The following is a 21,021-nucleotide window of genomic DNA, read 5'->3' on the forward strand; positions in this document are numbered from 1 at the left end:
ATGAAATTCTCCCTCGCCCTGACCCTCAGCGCCGCGCTCACCGCGGCGGCTTTTTCCCAATCGCTGACCCGCACTACCATCGCCACCGATCTGGAGGATGCGATGGCGTTCGACATCGCCCCGGACGGCGACATTTTCCTGACGGAGCGTGAGGGCCGCCTGCTGCGCGTCCGCCCGTCCACCGGTGGCATCTTCGAGGTCGCGAAGATTCCGGTCGAACACCTCAAGAAAACCGACCGCAACAGCCCCTACGCCCGTGAGGACGGCCTGCAGGGCATCGCGCTGGACCCGGACTTCGCCAAGAACGGCCACGTCTTCCTCTACTACTCCCACCCGGAGAAAATGGTGAACCGGCTCGCCCGCTTCACCATCAAGGACGGGGCGCTCGACCTGGCGACGGAAGTGGTCGTGCTGGATGTGCCGATCGAGCGGGCGAACAAAGTCTGCCACCACGGCGGCGCGCTCGAGTGGGGGCCGGACGGCCTCCTTTACCTCAGCACCGGCGACAACACGAACCCCTTCGAAACCGATGGCTTCAACCCGGTGGACGAGCGCGATGGCCACGAATACGCCAACGCCCTCCGCTCCGCAGGCAACACCAACGACCTGCGAGGCAAGATCCTCCGCATCAGGATCAAACCGGACGGCACCTACTCCATCCCCGAAGGGAACCTCTTCAAGCCCGGCACCGCGAAAACACGCCCTGAGATCTACGTGATGGGTCTGCGCAACCCGTTCCGTTTCTCCGTCGATTCCAAGAAAGGCACGCTCTACTGGGGTGAGGTCGGTCCGGACTCCGGCAAGGACAGCGACCGTGGGCCGATGGGCTATGACGAGGTGAACCAGGTAAAGAAAGCCGGTTTCTTCGGCTGGCCGCTCATCATCGCGGACCAGAAGGCCTACTCGAAATACGACTACGCCACCAAGACCATCGGCGAGAAGTTCGACCCCGCCGCGCCGAAGAACACCAGCCGCCTCAACACCGGCCTCACCGACCTTCCGCCCGCGAATCCGGCCTTCATCTGGTATCCCTACTCCGAGAGCAAGGAGTTCCCGGTCATGGAAAAAGGTGGCCGCAATGCCATGGCCGGTCCGGTCTATTACTACGACGCCAAGCGGAAGCACAACATCCTGGGCAAGGAAGGCGACGCCACCCTGCTCACCTACGAGTGGATGCGCGGCAAGATCTACAAGGCGAAGCTCGGCAAGAACGAGGAGCTGGAAAGCCTCACCGTGCTGGCCGACAAGTTCGTCCACCCGATGGACCTGAAGATGGCCGCTGACGGCAGCCTCTTCCTCCTGGAATATGGCAGCGAATGGTGGTTCGGCACCAACGGCAAGGTCATCCACCTCACCCCGGAGTCCGGCAACAAGCCGCCCGTCGTGGAAGCGGAGAAGTCCGGCGACAAGGAGTTCAGGATCAAGTCCGCCACCGATCCGGAGAACGATCCGGTGACCATCACCTGGTATGCCACCACCGGAGCGACGGAAATCAGCCTCGGCACCGGCAACACCGCCAAACTGACCGCCGAAGGCGCGACCGAAGTCCGCGCCGTGGCCACCGACGGCAAGGGCAACACCACTGTCGCCCGCATCCCTCTGGTCGAAAAGGTGAAGGAGGAGCATCTGTCCCTCAAGATCGAAGGCCAGCCGAAGTCCCTCGCCTTCGGTCAGGAACTCGCCATCAAGATCGACAACAAGAACATCCCGAATCCGGCCGATGTCATCATCCGCGCCCGCTACATCCCGGCAACCGGCCATGATTCCGGCGGACCGTCCGTCAGCTCGGAAGTGGAGAAACTGCTCACCGCCCGCCTCTGCTTCGCCTGCCACCAGATCAACGTCCCATCCGTCGGCCCGAACTACGTGAACGTCTCCCTCAAATACCGGGACAAGGCGGACGCGGTGGACTACCTGAAGGGCAAGCTGAAGACCGGCAGCACCGGCGTCTGGGGTGAAGTCCCGATGCCCCCGCAGATTGCCGTGACCGACGCCGAAGCCGACCAACTGGTGAAGGCCATCCTCGGACTTTCCGAAGGTTTCAGCGAAGCCAAGGGCATCGACACCAAGCTCAAGCTCTCACCGGCACCGGCCGACGCCGCACCCGGCGGAGCATGGGAAATCACCGCCGAAGCTCCGGGCTACCTTCCGTTCAAGCAACGGATCGCCGCAGGGAAGTAACCGGCAGGGACGGTTTTCCAAACCGTCCGGCGGTGAAGATCCGCCACCACGTTAAGATTCCATCTCATCCCAAGATCCCCCGTTGGATCTTGGGACGTCTGTCAGGGCATCGGCATCAGCCTCCGAGCCTCCCTCACAGCAGCAACGAGTACACCTCGCTGTCGTGCCAACCGTCGTAGATGCGCTCCGCTCTCCGCAGTGTTCCTTCATACTGGAACCCAAGCCGTCGCGGAATCGCCCGGCTGCGCGCGTTCTCCGGCGCACAGCGGATCTCAATCTTCTGCAGTGAGTAATGCTCCCTGCCAATGCTGATCAGATCCTCCACCACCCGGGTCATGATCCCCTTTCCGTTGAACTCCTCCCCCAGCCAATAGCCGATGGACCCGATCCGGTTCGTGCGGTCGATCGTGTTGAAGCCGGCCACGCCCGCCGCTTTGCCGTCATAAAAGATCGTCGCTGTCAGGCTGTCGCCATTCGCGAAGCCATAGAGCTGCCGCTCCAGGAACGCCCGCGTGTCATCCACCCCGGTGGTCATGTCCAGCCATGGCAGCCACTGGCGGAGAAAGTCGCGGTTCCGTTCCGTCAGCGCGAAAAGTTCCTCCGCATGGGCCTGCACGGAAAGGCTGAGGCGGATCCGGTCGGTGAGCTGGCGGGAGAACATAACCCGCATCTAACAGAACTTAATTCCGGGTTCCAGCAGGTTCTGGATGAGGAAAAGTGGCTGGGGCATCCTGCCCCAATGGAGCGCAGCGACATGGCGGGCCTGATTGATTCCTGATCCACCCCGCAAACCGTTGCCGGGGCTTCCAGCCCCGTCTTCCCAGAAGGAGATTCTCTCCGTCATCCGTCTTCCGGAGTGAGCATTTCACGCAGTGAATCATAGACGGAGCGAAGGAAATCGCTGCCGTCCTGATCCTCATCGAACCCGTACTCCTCATGCTCGAATTCGTAGATTCCCTCCAGAGGGATTCCGAATTCGTGCAACAAGATGCCGGAGTAGTCACCACATTCCCAATCGATGAAAGGGAAGAAGCGCTCCGCGAGTCCCGGATGGGTATCGCGGAACCATGATCTGCACGCCTCGAAGGTATCCGCCAACCCCGCGATCGGCACCACGAACCATATGACCCGTCCTTCGTCCGAGGTGATCCCGAAGCCATCCATCTGTTCGTAAAAACCGCGGATCTCGTCCTTCAGCGCGGCCCCGAACAATTCCTCCAACAAAGCCAAATCAGCCGCTCCGGCAGGTGGTCCCGTAATCAACCGCCAATCATCATCCGGGTGCGCCCAAGCGTGGTGCGATTCGACGATCTTTCTCCAATTCGGCATCTGAGGGGATAGTTGGATCTATCGAGGATACTGAAGTGGTTTGGGTTGATTGTGCGACCACAAACGCTTTCTCCCAGCGGCCCTCACATTATCCCGAATTTCTCCTCCAGCACCTTCTGCCGGTAGCCGAACACCCTCTCCAACTTCTTCCCGACGAAAAGCCACCGCGCGATTTCCCCGATGATGCCCAGCGGCATGACGTAGTGGACCAGGTCCGTCATCAGCACGCCTCCGTCGATGTCCTCGAAGGTGTGGCGGTGGTGCCACAGGCGGTAGGGTCCGAAGCGCTGCTCGTCCACGAAGGCGATGCCTTCCTCCACGCACTTGATCTCCGTCACCCAGGTCATCGTGATGAATGGGACCACCTTCGCTTTGTAGGTGATGATCTGGCCGTCGTACATTTTCTCCGACGAAAGGTAGGTCACCTCGAACCCCGCGTCCGGCGGCGTGATGTGGTCGAGATTCCGCGGGGTGGAGAAAAATCCCCAAGCCTCCGCCCGGGAAATGGGCAGGCGCTGTTCCTGCCGGAGGACGTGGACTTTCATGGATTCGAGAAAAAGTAGCGTGCGCTCTCCAGGATGCCGACGGCCAGTTCGCCGCCGTCCAGGCCGTTGGTGTCCACCCTCAGGTGGGAGGTTTGCTCATACCACGGCTGGCGCTTCTCCATGAGCGCTTCGATCTTCGCCACCGGATTCTCCGTCTGGAGCAGCGGGCGTTCCCGGTTCCGGGATGTCCTTTCATAGACCACGGCGACGGGCGCGTGGAGCCACACCACATACCCCATGTTGTGGAGCAATCTGCGGTTCTCCTCCCGGCCGACCACGCCGCCGCCGGTGGAAATGATCCGCCTCACCCCGGACTGGCATCCATGCAGTTCCTTCAGCAGCGCCGTTTCCAGGTCGCGGAAGTATTCTTCGCCGTTTTCCTCGAAAATCCGGCTGATCGGGCGGCCCTCCCGTTGCTCGATGACCGTGTCCATGTCCACGAGTTCGTAGCCCAGGCGCGCATGCAGCTCCCGGCCCACCGTTGATTTTCCGCTCCCCATGAACCCGATCAGAATCAGGTTCTTTGGCAGAGGTTCCTGCAAGTTCATGCCGGGATGGTAGCGGGTTCCCCCTCCGGTTCAAAGTTCGATGTTGGCCGCCCGGCCTTCCGTGTTCACACTTCCGCCGTGCCAGAGACCAAAGTCATTTACGCCGACGACGAGGAAATGAAGGATGCCGTGCGCGAGGCGGCCGCCCTGCTGCGTGCCGGGGAAACCGTCGGCCTGCCCACGGAGACCGTCTATGGCCTGGCCGCGGATGCTTTCAACCCGGACGCCGTGGCGAAGGTTTTCTCCGCGAAGGAGCGCCCGTCGTTTGATCCGCTCATCGTCCACATCGCCTCCCGTGGCGACCTGAAGCGGGTGGCCGTTGTCCCGGATGACATCCTGGAAACGGTCAACAAGCTCACCTCCGCCTTCTGGCCGGGACCGCTCACTCTGATCCTGCCGAAGCATGCGGACGTGCCGGATCTGGTCACCAGCGGCCTGCCCACCGTGGCCGTCCGCCAGAGCGCGCACCCCATTTTCCGTGCGGTGAACAAGGAACTGGGCAACCCCATCGCCGCGCCCAGCGCCAACCGCTTCGGCAGCATCTCCCCCACCTCCGCCTCCGCGGTGGTCAAGGAACTGGGCGGAAAGATCCCCCTCGTCGTCGATGGCGGCGCGTGCAGCGAAGGGGTGGAAAGCACCATCATCTCCATCGAGCCCCGCGAAGGGAAGAAGCCCGTCTTCCGCCTCCACCGCGCCGGCCCGATCACCAAGGAACAGCTCCAGGACTTCGGCAAGGTGGAGAAAGTCAAAAGCATCTCCGAAAGCGCGCCGCAGGCTCCCGGACAACTGGCCAGCCACTATGCGCCGCGCACCCCCCTCATCCTGCTGGAGGACATTTCCTCATTCCAACCCGAGGAGGGGAAGAAATACGGTCTCATCGCCTACCGGGGAGAGGATGACAGCGACTACGTGAACCTCCACGACTGGGAACAGGTGGAGAGCCTCAGCCCCGGCAGCGGGAAGCTCGCGGAGGCCGCCATCCGGCTGTTCTTCGTCATGCGCCTGATGGACGAGGCGGGCTTGGACTACATCATCGCGGAGCCTGTCAGCGAAACCGGGCTGGGCGTGGCGATCATGGACCGCCTCCGCCGGGCCGCGGCGAAATGATCATTTCCCGTCGAGCGCCCACTTGCTGGCCTGGGAAAGCTTCTCGATCGGGTATTCGATCGTCTTTCCGTTCTCCAGCTTGAGCACCACCACGTCCGCCTTTTTCTCCACCAGCGCGGCGCGGATGACTTTGCCATCCGTGTTCGACCAGTCGGTGAACTCCGACTTTGCGGCGACAGGTTCGGCGGGAGTGGCAGGCGGTGTGGATTCCTTTTTCGCCGCCAGGGCGACGGTCACCGCTTCATCCAGCTTCTTCGCCCAGCGCTTGTCGCCCGACATGTTCGAGTAGTCCGTGCCGGTGATGAACTCCAGCTTGTCCGGCTCCACCACCGTCACGCGGGGCGAGAAATTCCCGATCTTGCTGGTCTTGATGATGGCCGGGCTGAGGGCGGAGACGTCCACCTTCTCCGGATCCGCGTCATCCTCCACCACCAGCACGTAGTCCCGCTTCAACTCGGAATAAGCCTCGGCGGTGCCCCACTGGGTCTTCGGGCAACTGGATTTGGAGTCCGTCTCGATGTAGATCAGCGCCTTTCCCTGGGCTTTGGCCGCCTCGCGGGCCGCATCGAACTGGGATGACTTGAACGCCCCCCTCGGAATCTCCTCACCGGATGAGATGACAGGAAGCGCCAGCAACAGACAGAGGGGGAGTTTCTTCATGCCTCACCATGTAAAGATGAATGACATATCTGTCAATTCCGCGGGAATCACATGACCACCCGGAGACACTCAGCCTTTTCTCCGCCACTTCCGGCGCATGCTCTCAGGCGCCAGATCCGGCTTGTAGTCGCGCAGGAATTTTTCCTCCGCCTCCAGGGTGCCGATGAGGAGGAGGATGCCATTGTGAGGGAGGATGATGAAAGGGTCCGGATTGACCACCCGCTTCCCTTCATGCTCCACGGCGATCACCGTGCAGCCCGTCTGGGTCCGGATGGCGCAGTCCGCCAGCCTCCTGCCCGCCAGGACCGCTGGTACGGGGGTAGGGAAAATGAGCACACCTTCCGCGAGCAGCAGGTTGTCGTCTTCCCTTACCAGATTGAAGATGGTGTTCGCCCCCATCGTCGCCGATGACAGCACCAGATCCGCCCCCGCGCGGTGCAGGGTCCGCACGTTGCGCTCCAGCGTGCAGCGCGAGATGATCTGGAAACTTTCCCGCAACCGGCGGAAAAAGATGGTCAGGGAAATATTGAGATCATCGTCGTGGGTGGTGATGATCACGGTTTTCGCCTCCCGGGCGTGCGCCACCTTGAGCGTTTCCATCTGGGTCGCGTCTCCGATGACGGCATCAGGAAATGCCTCCACCCGTTCCGATATCTTCTCGATGATGACGGACTTCACGCCCGCCTCCTGCAACACCTTGCTGGTGATGCGCCCCACGCGCCCTCCACCCACGATCAGCACCAGCGAGTGCTGGGGATTCGGCAGACGGAAAACGGCATTGTAGGCTTCGATCTGGTCCTCAGTCCCCGCAAGGACGAGCACCATGTCCTCCTCTATCACGGTTTCCGGATCCACCGTCCGCAGCTTTCCGTGGTCCCATATTCCGACCACGCTCAGCCCTGAATCACCGCGGATCCCGCTTGAGGCCACCGTGCCCCCGATCAACCTGGTTCCTGAAACGCTGGCCTCCGCAATGACGAGACCACCTGCCTGGCCGATGACATGCGCGGCGGCATCGTTCCCGATCACCCGCCTGGCGAGGGCCTTCGCCATCACTTGTTCCAGCCGCATCACTTCCGTGGCACCGGCGAGTTCCAGCATGTCCCGCGATGCCTCGGTGGTCGCGGAAGCCACGATCGGCACATCCTCCGACTCCTCCCGCGCGCTGAAGGTGATGTTCGTATTGAGAACGTCGGAGCGGGTGGCGACCAGGACGGCGGCTTTCTTCAACCGCATCCGCCGGTAGGTTTCCGGATCATCCAGCTCCCCCACCGCCACCTTCACTCCCTGTTCGTAAAATTCCAGTGCCTCCGTGATATGCGGGGTCAGCACCACATAGGAGTGGCCGTATTTCTCCAGCATGGGTATCAGCGCGGCAGTGATGGGATCATGGCAGGTGAAGATGACATGGCCGTGGGTGGATTCCGGCAGCTCCTTCGGCGCCCGTGCCGCCGCCTGTGCCTTCATCCATGGCTCGTAGAAGAACTCGATGAACGTGAACGGAAGGATCACCAGCAGGAACATCACGCCGGACACCAGCACGACGATGGAAAACACCATGCCCAGATCACTCTTGAAGGTGATGTCACCGAAGCCGAGCGTGGACATGACCGTGAGCGTCCAGTAGAGGCCCGTGACCCACGAATACTGGCTTCCCTCCCTCTCCATGATGATGTGGAAAAGCACGCTGTAGATCGTGATCAGGATGAAAAGGAGAGCCAGCAAGCGCCCCAGTGTCTTGAGGTTGGAGCGGCTGCTCCGGTTGCCCAGGAATGCGGCGATGACGGCGGCGAAGGATTTCATGAGTCTGATGGGCAGGATATAATGGGACGGAAGTGGTTCCAAGCGCATCCGGTGACGATTCCCATCCCATTCCACCGGGCACGTGCTAGGCTCCGCCGTGCGGCTTTTCCTTACCACCCTCATCCTTTGCCTGCTCGCCGCATGCGGAAAGCGTGAGCCTGCCCCTCAGGTGGAGGTCCTGCCACAGGGACCGGCCGCGTTCTGGGTCTGGCACCGCTCATCCTCCCTGACGGCCGCGGAGCTTTCGTCGCTGAAAGCCGCCGGCACGCGGGAGCTGTTCTGGCAGGCGGTGGAGACGGGGTGGAAGGACAACCGTTGGCAGTCCTCCCGCATCGCAGCCCCCACGGCGGTCCTCCCGGACATCACCATCATTCCGGTGTTCCGCATCAAGCCGGACGCGGCATTTCTGGGAGATCCCGAGGCGGCGACCGCCTTCGCCCGCATGGTCCGCCTGTGGGCGGGAGACACTCCACTCCCGGAGATCCAGCTCGATTTCGACTGCCCGGACCGCTTGCTGGCTGCTTATGGCGGCTTTCTCCAATCAGTGGCCGGCGGGCTTCCCGGAACCCGCATTTCCATCACCGCGCTGGCTTCCTGGCCGCGGAGTCCGCAGTTCGCCAAGCTGGCGAAGTCCGTCCACCGGATGGCGCCGATGTTCTATGACCTGCATCCGGACAGGCCGGAGGACGTCATGAAAGGAACCTTCCGCCTGATCGCGGACCGGGAAGATATCGCACTGGTCAAGCTATGGCGGAACTGTCGGGTGCCGTGGCAGGCGGGGTTGCCGAATTTCGAACGGGTCACGGTTTTCCGGCCGGATGGCAAACTGGTCGGTCACCTGCGCGGGTGGGATCATGACGCGGTGTTTTTCAATCCGGCGCTGAAGGCGGAATCACTTGGAGGCGGGGTCACCCGCTTGGTCGTCACGGCGAACACCACCATTTCCGGAAACCCCGTCGCCGCCGGTTCCATCCTCTGCCACCGCGCACCGGATCCGGATTCGGTGGCGGCGCTAAGAGAAGCCGCACGGACCAACGGCGCGGCCGGCATGCTCTACTTCACATTACCCGGCCCGGGCATCCAGGCCACCCATCCCGCACCTCACTTCGCGGAAGCCGCAGCGGCGCTTCCGGAGTTGTCGGTCCTTCCCGACGGAAGCATCCGGCTGACGAACGCCGGTACGGATGGCATCCCGCCGAGACCCTGTGATCCGGAGAACCCGGCGTCCCCCGGTTGGCATGTCGTGATCGAGTCACCTTCCGTCGGTGCATTCCGCTCCGGATCGACGGGGGATTTCCCCAAGATTTCCGTCCCCGGGGACGTTCCACCTGAGATGTCCACACGCCTGCACCTCCATTTCTCCAAGCTGCCACCCGGCGGCTCGCTCACCTCCGGTCCACTGGTGAAAGCCTCCGGCGAAGTAATCTGGAGCCTGAAACCCCACGTCTCCGGACGGCGTGTGAAATTTCCGTGAAGAACCACCAATCTGCTGGATTTGGTGAAACAAACCCGTAGCTCCATGATCATGCGGCGCGTCGCTCCGGCCAGTCTTCTGGTCCTTCTCTCATGTGGTCCGTTTTTCTATCAGGCGCCCCCTGATATCGGACAGTATCCCCAACGTCTCGCCGTAAAACGGTGGAGCCAGTTGTTCGACGAAACCTCACCCGCCAACCCCGCGCTCCCCACCGCGCAGGAGCTGGACGCCACCTGCCGGGCACTGCCGGCAACTCTCGCGCCTTTGACGGCGAAGCAGCGATTGGAGAAGATCGACCGGCTGCTCTCCGAAAACCGTGGCGGCGACTATTCATCCGCCCGCGCCAATTTCCTGCATGAGCTGCGGGAGCTGGTGGAAATCCCGGAAGCGTTCGCAGCCGCTGCCCCCTATCTCCGGTGGCGCACCACCCCTGTCTCCATCCCGCCGATCCCTCCCACCCGCAAGCCGTGGGACATGGGGGATGATGAATTCGCCCAACTCCACCGCAACTACGCGGAGGCGATCCGCCTGCAGGATGAGGAACTCGACAAATTGGCGGGCGAAGGCACGCCGCTGATGATGCCCTACTGGCTGACACGTCGGGGAGCCGTCCAGTTCCAGCGCGGCAAATACGAGGAAGGTGCGGAGCTTCTCGGCAGGGTGATCGCGGAACATCCCGATCATCCACGGGCGGAGGCCGCCACCCTCCTGCGCGCGCGTTGCCTGATCGAGCAGTCCCGTAACCTCAGGCGCTTCCCCGCCGACCCGGCGGAAGGCGGAGCTTTCCCGACCTCGCCACCACCAGAAGTGGAGGTGCTGCTTGGTGAGGCGGATGACATGCTGCAAGCCTACCTGGAGAATCATCCGAAGGGCCGTTTCGTTCCGGACGCCCATGGCTGGCTGGGTGCGACCGCCTACGACCGCGGCCAGTATGGCGCGGCGATGGGTCATCAGCTCGATCGCCTGAAACTCCAGCCCACCCGTGAGATCACACGCACCGTGCTGAGGGAGTGCGACCTGATTTTCAGCAAACAGATGGCGGATGCGTCTCCCGATCTGGAGGACCCGTGGCTGGACCCGGACAAGGACTTCAACGCCGCTGCGGTCGCAAGCCATCCGGTGGTGACGCGCCTGTTCCTCCAGCATGCACTGGATCCCGCCGGGACGCTTTCGCTGGCCGACTTCCATAGGCTGACCGGCGACCACGCCGAAGGCGACCGGCGGCTGATCCGCGCCTTCGGTGACCGGATTTTCCGCCCGAAAAAGTTCGTCCGCGCCGCCTTGCGGGCGCTGGAGGAGGAGATCCTGAAAAAGTCGTCCGCGGACGATCCGGTGATCCTCCACCTGCTGGCGTGGTCCGCCACCGAGGCGGGAGAGCACGAACAGGCACTGGCGCTGGCCAAACGGCTGCAAAAAAAAACCGCCGCCACGGATGAGGCCGCCTATGCGAAGGCAATCATCCTCCAGCGGGCGGGTCACCATGCACAGGCGACGGATGCTTTCCGCGCCCTCGCCACGGATCACCCGGGCAGCCCGCTGTTGGTGGACCAGCCGTTCCGCCTGGCGATGTCCCTGGCGCGCTCCGGCAAGGCGGGTGAAGCGATCCTCACCCTGCTCCCTGAACCGTACGATCAGGAAAGCCATGATGCCCCCGTGTTGCGTTCATCACTGGAGATCACCCAGTGGCTGGACACCTTGCTTCAGTTCGCCCCGCTGGATGAATTGGAGGCCCCGTTGGCGGCCCTGCCCGCCGATGACCGGCGCGCCACGTTGCTGAGAAGCGCGGTCCGGATCCGGGCCATCGCCGCGCACGACTTCGCCCGTGCGGCGAAACACCTGACCGCGGCGCCGCCCGAACCATTCGTGGAATGGGACCCGACCGCCGACCGGAATCCCAAGCGGCTGGCGATGGATGAGGCCGCATGGAATGAAAGGGTGGCGCCGTTGGCCGATCTCTACCGACAGCTCGACCAAGCCGCTGAGGCCGACAAGCCCGCCATCCACCTGGCCATCGCCAACCACTGGATGCAGCACCGCGGGTCACTCACGCTGCCCCTGAACGGGGCGCTCTACTATGCCAACAGCGAGGAGGAGAAGCTCGATCTGCTGCGCCGCAGGAATGCCCTCCACTACGGCTACCAGGTCGTCGCCGTGAATGCCGAGCTCGACTCCCGCGACGAGGCCACCCATGCGCTGGAGCACGCGTTGAAGGCAGCGGAGAGCAAGTCCGCCACCATCGCCGCGCCCGCGCTGGAACTGGCGAACCACTGCCTTTTCCGCCGCGCGGAATACTCCCTCTACCAGAGGTCGCGGGCGTTGGAGGCCGATGCCACCGCGCTTTCCCGCCAGCTCCACGAACGGCTCACGCAAAGCCATCCGCGGAGCGCGGAGGCGAAACGGTCGATCGCTTTCACATTCCGCCCTGCGGTGGGTCCATGGATGCCGGGCGACTACAACTCTTACAATGCGGCCCATTCCATCATGGAAGCGATCTCGGGAACCCCGATCAACCGCTGGGACGGCCAGAATGAGGAAGTCGTGATCGCCGGAGAAAAGATCGCCGCACTGCCGGAGCGTTTCCTGGAGGTGGATCCGCGGACGTCACTTCCTGCGCTCCGCAACGACCTCAAGTCAGCCCGTGATGAACTTTTCAGGCTGCGGCGGAACACCGGCGGCGATGATCCGGCGACGATCATCGCCGTCGCGGACCGGCTCGACGACCTGCTGGCAGCCGCCTCACTGAACGGGATCACCACGGCGGATTTCCTCACCTATGCGAACAACCGCAAGCCGCTGCCCCCGGCATTCGACAGTCTGGTGGAATTCCGCAAGCGGCTGGAGGTGAAGGAAGACGAGACCCAACCAGCCAATGACACAATCCATGGTTGGCAGGAATTTCTCGACCGTTACCCGGACAGCCCGAAGGCGGAGGCGGCATCCTTCCGGCTCACCCGCCTGATCGCGAGGAACTACCGGGGCCGCACGCAGGTGAGGGCGTTCCATTTCCCCGACGCACCGATCCCCGGAGGCTACAAGCGCATCGACATCCACCGCCCCGATCCCACCGGAGACCCGGGGGAGGTTCTCGCCGCGATCTCCAACCATGAGATGCGGTTCCCGGAGGCACGCTACCAAGCGGATCTCGACCTCCTGCGCGCGGGGGCGTTCATCGATCTGGATCGGTTCGACGAGGCACTCCTGCTGCTGAACGGCATTCTGGCGGATCCCGGGCAGGGCGACCTGCATACGCTGGCCGCGCTGAACTTCTGCGACATCGCCCAGCGCCTGCTGGAACCCTCCACCCGGGAAAAATCGCTGGCGGCATTCCGTGTGGATGGCCGGGCGTTGGCGGTGCTGCGGCTGCTCGTGAAGGGCGACACCTTCCTCAGCCGGCTTCAACCGATGGACCTCTGAAAAAAGACTATCTGACCAATGCGATGAGCGGTGGCCGGGAACCCTGGACCGCCAGAACGTTCCCACCTCCATCCACCACGCGCACCACCCATCCCGCGTAGCGGATGCCCTTCCGCTCACGCACGCCGAGGGCGGCATACTTGGTGTCATTCTCCACGAACAGGCATCCCATCTCCACGGTCACCTGTCCCTGGCCGGGGACCATCACGGCCTCGCGGCTCACCTCCACCACCTTGTTGCCGGAGTTCTTTTCGATCTCCTCACCGATCCAGTGGGTCTCGACGATCGCCTGCCCGGGCGTGGACGCGCGGATCGAAACGCCAACCACACGGTCCCTGAAGATGTCCTTGTCATAGGATCCCCACCACGTTTCCCACTTCTTGTCCCGGCCGGAGCCTGCGGAAGCGGTCTTTGCCATGATGGCGACGCGTGTGGGCGGGGCACCGGAAACACGGACAGGAGGTGGCTCACCGGAAGGTCCGGCGGGAGCGGCGGTCTCCGCCTTGGCGGCAGCAAGGACAAACGCTGCGGTCTGGATGACCAGTGAACCGTCCGCAGCGACCGCCTGCCGCTGCCCATCCGAAGAACGGAGGGTTCCGTCCGCCCCACGTGCCCACTGCAGACCATCCTGGTTCGCGGCGAAAAGCGAGGAAATCTGGGACTGGTTCAACTCTCCCTCGACACCAGACGAGATGTCCTTCGCGAAGCGGATCCGAGCGCACTTTCCATCCTGGAGGTCCACTTTGACGAGGATGCCGCCCTTGCTGAAGACCAACGCATCGCCCCCATCTTCGATGGGAGAACCGTACCGGGTGGTGAGCAAATCCTTCGTCTCACCGATCTTGGCGGAGACGGTGACGCAGGACAACAGCAGCAAAGGGAGGAATCTCATGATGGACGCGGCGGCGGTCTATCATGGATCTCCTCCATGGGGAACCAGAAGCTCAGCCTTTCAACTGACCTTCGCCACGGACCCGGTACTGGTAGCTGGTCAGCTCCCTGAGGCCCATCGGTCCGCGGGCGTGCAGCTTGTCGGTGGAAATCCCGATCTCCGCACCGAAGCCGAACTCGCCACCATCGGCGAAGCGGCTGGAGACATTGTGGAACACACAAGCGGAGTGCACATCCCGCAGGAATTGCTCCGCCGTCGCGCTGTCACGGGTGGCGATGACGTCCGTATGGTGGGAGCCGTTCGTGTTGATGCGATCAATGGCTTCCTCGATGGAGTCCACCACCTTCACCGCGATGATCAGATCGAGGAATTCCGTGGTCCAGTCTTCCTCCGTGGCGGGCACCACGTCCGGCAGGATGGCCAGCGTGCGCTCGCAACCACGGAGCTGGACGCCTTTTTCCCGCAGGGCGGCAGCCGCCTTTGGCAGGAAAGTTTCCGCCACATCCCGGTGGACGAGCAGATCCTCGAGCGCGTTGCACACGCCGGGCTTCTGGGTCTTCGAGTTGACCGTCAGCGTCACCGCCACGTCCTCGTCAAGGTCCTTGTCGGCGTAGAGGTGGCAGATGCCATCGTAGTGCTTGATGACCGGCATGCGGGCCTGGGAAACCACGGTCTCAATGAGGCCCTTGCCGCCACGGGGAATGATGAGGTCCAGCCACTTATCCATCTGAGCGAGGATGGTGACGCTCTCCCGGTCCGTGAAAGGGATGAGCTGGATGGCATGGTCCGGCAGACCCGCCGACGCACCGCCTGCCTGCAGGGCATCCGCGATGGCGCGGTTCGAGTGGATGGCCTCGCTGCCTCCCCGCAGGATCGTCGCATTGCCGGTCTTGAAGCAAAGGACGGCGGCATCCGCCGTCACGTTGGGGCGGCTTTCGTAGATGATGCCGATGGTGCCGATGGGCACGCGCACCTGCTGGATGCGGATGCCGTTCGGACGGCTCCAGTCATCCATCACCTGGCCCACAGGGTCTGGCAGCGTGGCCACCTGGTCGATGCCCGCGGCAATGGCTTCGACGCGTTTTTCATCCAGCCGCAGCCGATCCAGCATGGCTCCGGAAAGGCCCTTCGCCTCGCCCGCCGCGATGTCCAGCGCGTTCGCCTCCAGCAGGGCCGGCACCCGTGCGCGCAGTTCCGCCGCCATCGCACGCAGGATGGCATTCTTCTGGTCGCTGCTGAGCTGGGAGAGCCTATAGGAGGCCTGCCGCGCGTTGCGGCCCATTTCGTGGATGGTTTCCTGGAGGGTGGACATGGGAAAGTCAGGCGGACTGGGCCGAGGCGGGGAACTTCGTCGAGATACCGGTGCCGTCAACAATGGCGGCCAGACGCTCAGGATGGCGGCCGTGGGCGATGTGGGTCTCGATCCCGGCCTCGACGGCGAATTTCACGGCGGCAAGTTTCGACGCCATGCCACCCATCGAGAAGCGGCCCTTGTCATCGCGCACGTGCCTGAACACCTCATCAATGTTCGACACCTCGGCGATGCGCTGGTTGGTCTCCGGATCGAGCAGGCCGTCCACGCTGGTGAGCAGGATCACCCGCTTCGCGCCGGCGAGCTTCGCCACCCGGACGGAAAGCATGTCATTGTCGCCGAACTTCAGTTCCTCCACCGCGACGGAGTCATTCTCGTTGATGATCGGCAGGATCATGGGTTCCACCAGCAGGCGGCGCAGGGTGTCCTTCACATAGCCCGCACGCTCCGGGGTCGCCAGATCCGCCGCGGTCAGCAGGACTTGGGCGATGGTCACATCGAAATTTGAAAACAGGCTGCTGTAGGTCTGCATCAGCCGCGCCTGCCCGACGGCGGCGCACGCCTGGCGGGTGGCCGTATCCTTCGGATACTCGCTGAGACCGAGGGCGGAGACGCCGGATCCCACCGCGCCGGAGGAGACGAACAGGCAGCGGTGCCCGGCATGGATGAGGCCGGAAATGGCCGCCACCAGGTGCACCAGCGCGGCCCGGTCGAGGGTGCCATCATTGCTTTTCGTCAGCACGCCGGTTCCGGCTTTGATCACGGTGAGGTGGGGAATCATGGATGGCGGGCGGATTGGTGCGGGGCGCGGAGATAACCGGGAAAAGCGGTCCAAGCCAATGCAAATCACGATCCACTCCCACCTCCGCGCAACTTCGCACCAACCGCCGACGTATCTGTCGCCATCCTGATGAAATCCATCCTGCTCCTGCTCGCCTCCGCCGCCTTCACTCTCGCCGCCGAACCCGCCGCCCTTCCCCTCTGGCCGAACGGTGCCCCCGGCTCCGAGGCCCGGAAAGACGAAGCGGAGAAAGACGATGGCAAAGGCAACATCACCAACATCCACAACCCATCGATCACCCCCTACCTTCCGGAGGCATCGAAATCCACCGGCGCGGCGGTCATCATTTGCCCCGGCGGCGGGCACCAGAAGCTCTGCACCGGCCATGAAGGCTACGCGCTGGCGGAGTGGTTCCAGCAGCGGGGGATCGCCGCATTCGTCCTGAAGTATCGCCTCTCCCGCGAGGAGGGGTCCACCTACACACTGGAAGGTGACGCGATGAACGACACCCGCCGCGCCATCCGCACCATCCGCTCCCGCGCCGCGGAGTGGAACATCAAGCCGGACCGCATCGGCATCCTCGGCTTTTCCGCAGGCGGGGAGGTCGCCGCCTACTCCGCCATGAAATCCGACGCGGGCGATGCATCATCGGCTGATCCCGTGGAGAAAGCATCCAGCCGCCCGGATTTCCAAGCCCTCATCTACCCGGGCAAGTCCGGCACCATGACCGCGGAAAAGGGGATGCCGCCCGTCTTCATCGCCTGTGGCTACGGCGACCGCCCGGACATCGCCGAGGGCATGGCGTCGCTCTACCTGAAATACAAGGCCGCCGGGGTGAAGGCGGAGCTGCACATCTACTCGGAAGCGGGCCACGGCTTCGGCTACCGGCCCGGAAAGACCGGAGCCGCCGCCAAGTGGCCGGAGCGCTTCACCGAGTGGCTGATGGACAGCGGGTTCCTGAAGTGAGGGAGCTTGGGCTTACTGCGCCTCTCCGAATTTCACGCGCTCGTAAAGCTCATCCAAGGCCAGTTGCGCTCCGACTTCGGGCAGAGGAATCACGCCCTCGACGTATTGCTCAACCGCAAATCCGCCCTCTTTTTTCCGCCGGTACACGACCACACCACGGCTGTCCGATTCGACAAGGAGAAGCACCTTCAGCGAGGGAAGTGAAAGATAGGCATCCCGCTTCTCGCCCAGATCCGTCCGGCGCGTCGATTCGCTCAACACCTCCACCACAACCACCGGCTGATCCTGGAAATGATCCTCGTCCGGGTTCGGGTGGCACACCACCATCGCGTCCGGATAGTAGAACCGGACGTGGTCAGGAAAAACGATCCGCACCTTCGTGTCGCTGTTGAACGGCTGGCAGGATTTGCCACGCAGCATTGCGAGCAAAAATCCCGAACAGTTCAACGCTATCGTGTTATGCCGGTTCTTGGCACCTGCCATGGCATGGACAACGCCACCGACGTACTCGTGCTTCACCCCACTGGTCTCCTCTCCGGAGAGGTAGTCCTCCACGGAAATCATCCCGGGTATGGCAAGAGCGGTCATGGCTCCAGCATACCCCGGTGAACTCCCCAAGCAATCCGCAAAACGGAGGTCAATCCTCGTCACCGCCGCCGCCCTTCACACGGACCTTGCCGCGGAGCTTGGCTTCGATGAAGGCGTCGATGTCCCCGTCCATCACGTCCTGAATGTTTCCGGATTCCTCGCCGGTGCGGAGGTCCAGCACCTTCTGGTAGGGCTGGAAAACATAGGAACGGATCTGGTTGCCCCAGGAGACGTCGCCCTTTTCGCCGTAGGCACGGTCGGACTCGGCGCGCTGCTTGTCCTCCTCGATGGTGTAGAGCTTCGACTTCAGGATCTCGAACGCCAGCTCCCGGTTCGCGCCCTGTGAGCGGGCCGCCGTCGAGCGGATGAGGATGCCCGTCGGCAAGTGGCGCAGCAAGACCGCAGTCTCCACCTTGTTGACGTTCTGGCCACCCTTGCCACCGGAACGGGTGGTGGTGATTTCGATGTCCTTGTCCAGGATCTCGATCTTGATCTCCTTGGAAACCTCCGGGTTCACGTCGATCGACGCGAACGAGGTGTGGCGTTTCGCCGCGGAGTCGAACGGGGAGATACGCACCAGACGGTGGACGCCCCGCTCGCTCTTGAGGAAGCCGTAGGCGTAGTCGCCTGTGATCTTGATGGTCGCGGAGCGCAGGCCGGCCTCGTCACCGTCCTGCCAGTCGAGCGTCTCGACGGAGTAGCCCTTCCGCTCCGCCCAGCGGGTGTACATGCGGTGCAGCATCTGCGCCCAGTCGCAGGCCTCGGTGCCACCCGCACCGGCGGAAATCACGAGGTAGCATGGCGAAATGTCGCTCGGCTGGTTGAGCAGCGTCAGCAGTTCGTATTCGCGGATGTCCTTCTCGAGCGTCTTCGCGTTCTCGATGGCTTCCTTCGCCATGTCGGCGTCGTCGAATTCCTTCGCAAGGGAAATGCCTTCAACGATGTCGTTCGAGCGGCTCTCCAGCCTGAGGAAGGCCTCCAGTTTCTTTTTCAGACCGGCGGCCTGGGCGCTGATGGATTTCGCCTCGTCCGCGTCATTCCAGAACTCCGGGGAGCCCATGGCTTCCTCCAGGGTGTTGATTTTGATTTCGAGGGCAGGGACGTCAAAGATACCTCCTGAGTTTCGACAGGCGGCTTTTCAGGCCGTCCACATCGAGCGCCAGGAGGTCAGCGGTAGGAAGTGAGGACATTGCCCCGGGAAGAAATGCCATCCTTCCCCTCCACGCAAGCCGGAACGTCCCCGCCCACCACCGATGGTCGAAACCCCGTGACTGCCGGCGGGGAATCTGTCATACGCACGATGCCATGAAACCCAGCATGTTGTTCCTGATCGTCCCCGCCGCCATCGGACTCGGCTTCATGGCGGGGAGGAGGGATTCCGCTCCGGCTCCAGAGGCGGAGAAAAACACCCGTCCCGCCCGGGAGACGCGCCACTCCACCCGCACGGCGCGGACCGATCCCTTCGGCGGTCCTTCGTTCTCGGTCGATTCACTGGAAGAAATCCGCCACCTCTTCAGAACCCAACGGAACGAGGTGGCTTCCGCCCGGCTCACCCTCGCCATCGAGTCACTTCCGGCGGCGGAGATCCCCCGGATCATGGAACTGGTGCGCGACGACTTCCGCAACAACCCGAACAGTTCCGACCAGAGCCGCTGGACGCTCATGTCAGCCCTGTTCGGCAAATGGACGGTGGCGGACCCATCCGCCGCTCTGGAGTTCGTGCAATCCTGCAAACAACGCTCGTTCCGCAACTACGCGGCACGGGAGTGCTTTTCCAGCCTGGCCCAGGTGGATCCGGACCGTGCGCTGAGCGAGATGCGTGCCCTGCCGAAGGGTGAGATGCGTGAGAACGTCGCGCCGGGTGTCATCGCCGCGATCGGCAAGAAGGACCCGGTGGCGGCCTGCGACCTCCTGACGACCGAGCCTTCCCGCTCCGGCTGGGGGGACTATTACACCCGGGGGATCCTCAGCAACTGGGCGGAGAAAGACCCCGCCGCCGCAGCGGAGCGCCTCAGATCCCTGCCGGAAGAAATCGCGGGCGAATACTCCGCCGCCGGCGTCGCGGCCACTTGGGCGCGGTCCGATCCGGATTCCGCTCTCGTCTGGGCAAAGACGTTGAAAGGGGACCGGCGGACGGAAGCCTTCAAGGAGATCTATGCCGCCATCGGCAGGGAGGATCCCGCCGTGGCTTGGGAAAGACTGAAAGGGGAAGCGGGCCATCTGCGCGGAGCCATTTCCGGCAGGATCCTGGGCGTGGTGGCGGATGAGGATCCCGAAAAGGCCATGACCATGCTGAAATCCATGTCCGTTCCGTCGGAAAAGCGGATCGCCACCGGAGAGCTGCTGCAGAACCTGGGCTGGTCGGAAACCCGGTTGGCTTTCGAATTGCTGGATCAGGTGGACAACGCCACCACCCGCAGGGAGCAGTTGGGCAACCTGATGTATTACGCCGCTTGGTCCTCATCGGATCTCCTGAAGGAGCAGACCGCAAAGATGGGTGAACGGGACAAGCTGGAAACCTCCCCCCAGGTGCTCCGTGGGCTGGTGAAAAGCTCCCCCAAGGCTGCGGAGGAATATTTCCTCTCCCTCCCGGAGTCACAGCGCACCCCGCAATCCCTGCAGAACATGATGGGCGAATATGCCTCGAAAGACAGCAAGGCCGCCCTGGACTTCGCGGTCAGCCTGACCAACCCCCAGGAGCAGAACGCCGCCTTCAGCGGGCTGTTCGGCAAATGGGGCAGGGAAGATCCCGAGTCCGCAGCGGAAGGTTTGAAGAAACTCGCTCCCGGCGAAGGTCGCCTGGCCGCCCTCAACAGCATCGCCACATCCTGGGCGCGCAGCGATCCGGAGTCCGCCCACCAATGGGCGGAAAGCCTCTCCGGCGTGGAGCGGGTCCGCGCGCTATCCTCCATCCTCCCCGCACTCTCGAAGGATGATCCCCTTTCCGCCAGCAGGCAGCTCACCAGCCTGCTGGCCGCGCCGCCGGATGGCATGGCGAAGAATCTCGCCACATCCGCCAGCGGGCTCGCCGCCACCTGGGCCAAGGATGATCCCAGCTCGGCGGCGACCTGGGCCACGGCTCTTCCCGCCGGCCAGTGGCGTGACGACGGCATCGGCGCGGTGGCCACCTCCTGGACCCAATATGATGCGGTGGGAGCCTCCCAGTGGATCTCCTCCCTCCCCACCGGCTCCTCCCGGGATGCGGCGGTGAAGCCGCTCGTGCAACAAGTGCGCCAGACGGATCCGGCCACCGCATTCACGTGGGCAGCCTCCATTTCAGACCCGCAGGACCGGACGACCCAGATGGGGGAAACCCTGAAATCCTGGAGAGCCAGCGACCTCGCGGCAGCACGGGCCGCCCTCGATGCAGCCGCCCTGTCCGATGCGGAGCGGACCAAGCTCCAGAAAGAGGTGGAGTGAT

At 63.4% G+C, this 21,021-nt stretch carries 17 protein-coding genes; 6 read left to right on the forward strand and 11 right to left on the reverse strand.

What is annotated here, in order from left to right; genetic code table 11:
- A complete protein-coding gene (locus OVA24_RS20300; protein WP_267671991.1) occupies nt 1-2,181 on the forward strand; it encodes a PQQ-dependent sugar dehydrogenase in 2,181 nt (726 codons plus the stop codon).
- Nucleotides 2,182-2,314: 133 nt separating this feature from the next.
- Here OVA24_RS20300 and OVA24_RS20305 read toward each other — a convergent pair whose 3' ends face one another.
- The 4 genes from OVA24_RS20305 to OVA24_RS20320 form a co-directional block, all read right to left on the reverse strand.
- The gene (locus OVA24_RS20305) at nt 2,315-2,842 is read right to left on the reverse strand and encodes a GNAT family N-acetyltransferase (protein ID WP_267671992.1); all 528 of its coding nucleotides are present in this window, start codon (nt 2,840-2,842) and stop codon (nt 2,315-2,317) included.
- A 179-nt stretch (nt 2,843-3,021) separates the two neighbouring features.
- The gene (locus OVA24_RS20310; RefSeq protein ID WP_267671993.1) at nt 3,022-3,510 is read right to left on the reverse strand and encodes an SMI1/KNR4 family protein; all 489 of its coding nucleotides are present in this window, start codon (nt 3,508-3,510) and stop codon (nt 3,022-3,024) included.
- A gap of 83 nt (nt 3,511-3,593) precedes the next feature.
- The gene (locus OVA24_RS20315) at nt 3,594-4,055 is read right to left on the reverse strand and encodes an SRPBCC family protein (RefSeq protein WP_267671995.1); all 462 of its coding nucleotides are present in this window, start codon (nt 4,053-4,055) and stop codon (nt 3,594-3,596) included.
- Nucleotides 4,052-4,603 carry a shikimate kinase gene (locus tag OVA24_RS20320; RefSeq protein WP_267671996.1) on the reverse strand — a complete coding sequence of 184 codons (552 nt, stop codon included), beginning with the start codon at nt 4,601-4,603 and terminating at the stop codon, nt 4,052-4,054. The genes OVA24_RS20315 and OVA24_RS20320 overlap by 4 nt, the downstream gene beginning before the upstream one ends.
- Nucleotides 4,604-4,681: 78 nt before the next feature.
- Here OVA24_RS20320 and OVA24_RS20325 point away from each other — a divergent pair, with 78 nt between their 5' ends.
- The gene (locus tag OVA24_RS20325; RefSeq protein WP_267671998.1) at nt 4,682-5,710 is read left to right on the forward strand and encodes an L-threonylcarbamoyladenylate synthase; all 1,029 of its coding nucleotides are present in this window, start codon (nt 4,682-4,684) and stop codon (nt 5,708-5,710) included.
- Here the strand turns inward: OVA24_RS20325 and OVA24_RS20330 are convergent, their stop codons facing one another.
- Entirely contained in the window at nt 5,711-6,370 is a 660-nt protein-coding gene (locus OVA24_RS20330; RefSeq protein WP_267671999.1) for a hypothetical protein, read from the reverse strand. It abuts the gene before it with no gap.
- Nucleotides 6,371-6,439: 69 nt separating this feature from the next.
- A complete protein-coding gene (locus OVA24_RS20335; protein WP_267672000.1) occupies nt 6,440-8,173 on the reverse strand; it encodes a potassium channel family protein in 1,734 nt (577 codons plus the stop codon).
- 97 nt (nt 8,174-8,270) lie between these two features.
- Between OVA24_RS20335 and OVA24_RS20340 the strand changes: the two genes are divergently transcribed.
- Together OVA24_RS20340 and OVA24_RS20345 are read left to right on the forward strand one after the other, a co-directional pair.
- Nucleotides 8,271-9,647, forward strand: a complete 1,377-nt coding sequence (locus OVA24_RS20340; RefSeq protein ID WP_267672001.1) for a DUF3142 domain-containing protein — start codon at nt 8,271-8,273, stop codon at nt 9,645-9,647.
- A gap of 51 nt (nt 9,648-9,698) precedes the next feature.
- The gene (locus OVA24_RS20345; protein ID WP_267672002.1) at nt 9,699-13,061 is read left to right on the forward strand and encodes a tetratricopeptide repeat protein; all 3,363 of its coding nucleotides are present in this window, start codon (nt 9,699-9,701) and stop codon (nt 13,059-13,061) included.
- Nucleotides 13,062-13,068: 7 nt separating this feature from the next.
- Here the strand turns inward: OVA24_RS20345 and OVA24_RS20350 are convergent, their stop codons facing one another.
- The 3 genes from OVA24_RS20350 to proB are packed head-to-tail and all read right to left on the reverse strand — an operon-like array spanning nt 13,069 to nt 16,046.
- Complete coding sequence (locus tag OVA24_RS20350; protein ID WP_267672003.1) at nt 13,069-13,953, reverse strand: hypothetical protein; 885 nt, start codon at nt 13,951-13,953, stop codon at nt 13,069-13,071.
- 52 nt (nt 13,954-14,005) lie between these two features.
- A complete protein-coding gene (locus OVA24_RS20355) occupies nt 14,006-15,265 on the reverse strand; it encodes a glutamate-5-semialdehyde dehydrogenase (protein WP_267672005.1) in 1,260 nt (419 codons plus the stop codon).
- 7 nt (nt 15,266-15,272) lie between these two features.
- On the reverse strand, nt 15,273-16,046 hold the full coding sequence (proB, locus tag OVA24_RS20360) for a glutamate 5-kinase (protein ID WP_267672007.1): 774 nt from the start codon (nt 16,044-16,046) through the stop codon (nt 15,273-15,275).
- A gap of 129 nt (nt 16,047-16,175) precedes the next feature.
- Between proB and OVA24_RS20365 the strand changes: the two genes are divergently transcribed.
- Nucleotides 16,176-17,012, forward strand: coding sequence for an alpha/beta hydrolase (locus tag OVA24_RS20365; RefSeq protein ID WP_267672008.1), 837 nt, complete (start codon nt 16,176-16,178; stop codon nt 17,010-17,012).
- 12 nt (nt 17,013-17,024) lie between these two features.
- Here OVA24_RS20365 and OVA24_RS20370 read toward each other — a convergent pair whose 3' ends face one another.
- Nucleotides 17,025-17,576, reverse strand: a complete 552-nt coding sequence (locus OVA24_RS20370; RefSeq protein ID WP_345783451.1) for a Uma2 family endonuclease — start codon at nt 17,574-17,576, stop codon at nt 17,025-17,027.
- Between the two features lie 73 nt (nt 17,577-17,649).
- Nucleotides 17,650-18,790, reverse strand: a protein-coding gene (prfB, locus tag OVA24_RS20375) for a peptide chain release factor 2 (protein ID WP_267672011.1) whose coding sequence is annotated in 2 segments (ribosomal slippage) — nt 17,650-18,711 and nt 18,713-18,790 — 1,140 coding nt in all. Because the reading frame shifts where the segments join, the coding sequence is not laid out codon by codon here.
- Between the two features lie 115 nt (nt 18,791-18,905).
- Here prfB and OVA24_RS20380 point away from each other — a divergent pair.
- Nucleotides 18,906-21,020, forward strand: coding sequence for a hypothetical protein (locus tag OVA24_RS20380; protein WP_267672012.1), 2,115 nt, complete (start codon nt 18,906-18,908; stop codon nt 21,018-21,020).
- The last annotated feature ends 1 nt before the right edge of the window (nt 21,021 follow it).

It is taken from the genome of Luteolibacter sp. SL250 (assembly GCF_026625605.1).
In the GTDB taxonomy this organism is placed as follows: domain Bacteria; phylum Verrucomicrobiota; class Verrucomicrobiia; order Verrucomicrobiales; family Akkermansiaceae; genus Luteolibacter.